The following is a 1,108-nucleotide window of genomic DNA, read 5'->3' on the forward strand; positions in this document are numbered from 1 at the left end:
CCTCTTTTTTTTTTTTTTTTGTTATAACACTTTTCCCCACCCGGCGTTTTTTCGTTTCGCCCTTGTGGCGCGGGGTTTGGTTCCGCGCGGCACTGCCGGCGGCGGCCCGCGGACGGTGCAATGAAGACGTAGACAAGAAGTGAGAGGAGAGGGTGATGACCGCCATCGCCGAGCGTCCGACCATCGACCGCACCGCCGCCACCGCTCCCCGGGAGATCGTCGCCCCGACCGAGACCCGCCGCGAGAAGCTCACCCGGTACGCCCTCGCCGGCCTGCGACTCGCGCTGGGCTGGACCTTCCTCTGGGCCTTCCTCGACAAGATGTTCGGCCTGGGCCACGAGACGGAGGCCGCCAAGGCCTGGATCAACGGCGGCAGCCCCACCAAGGGCTTCCTGGGCAACGCGGTCGCCGGCCCCTTCGCGGACTTCTACCAGGGCTTCGCGGGCGCCGCCTGGGCCGACTGGCTCTTCATGGTCGGCCTCGCCGCCATCGGCACCGCCCTCATGCTCGGCATCGGCATGCGGATCGCCACCGCGGCCGGCGCGCTGCTGCTGGTGCTGATGTGGACGGCCGTCCTGCCCCCGGCGAACAACCCCTTCATGGACGACCACCTCATCTACGCCGGTCTCCTCGGCGTCCTCGCCCTCACCGCCGCCGGCAACACGCTCGGCCTCGGCAGGTACTGGACGCGCCTGGCGCTGGTGCGGCGGCTGCCCTTCCTCAAGTGACGAGCGACCGCCCGGCAACGGGCACGAACCGACGGAGGCGGCACCCGGTCCGGGTGCCGCCTCCGCCGTGTCCGGCCACCGCCGAGGCGTCGGCCCGGACGGGGGAGGGTGGGACCCGCCGCGCGGCGGCGGGCGCTGGCAGGATGGCCGGTGTGGACCTCGACTCCGGCGCCGGGCTGCTGCACCGGCTGACGTCGTACGTGCCGAACCGCGAGTGGGACGTGCCCGTGGACGACCCACGGGTCCGCCGCGACCTCGTCCCCAACGATCCCGCGACCCTGCCGCCGCAGCTCAAGGGCTACCCGGACGGCCTGCCCGTGCTCGCCCTGCCGCGCGACCTGCCCGACCCGGGCGTGCCCGCGACGGCCGTGCTCGCGGGG

The 1,108-nt window shown here is 72.2% G+C and carries 1 protein-coding gene and 1 pseudogene; both read left to right on the forward strand.

The window, feature by feature from the left end:
* Positions 1-155 precede the first annotated feature (155 nt).
* On the forward strand, positions 156-728 hold the full coding sequence (locus ACWENR_RS30865; RefSeq protein ID WP_452280452.1) for a hypothetical protein: 573 nt from the start codon (positions 156-158) through the stop codon (positions 726-728).
* 152 nt (positions 729-880) lie between these two features.
* Positions 881-1,108, forward strand: a pseudogene (locus tag ACWENR_RS30870) (hypothetical protein); the annotation flags it as partial.

This window comes from Micromonospora sp. NPDC004336 (genome assembly GCF_053602615.1).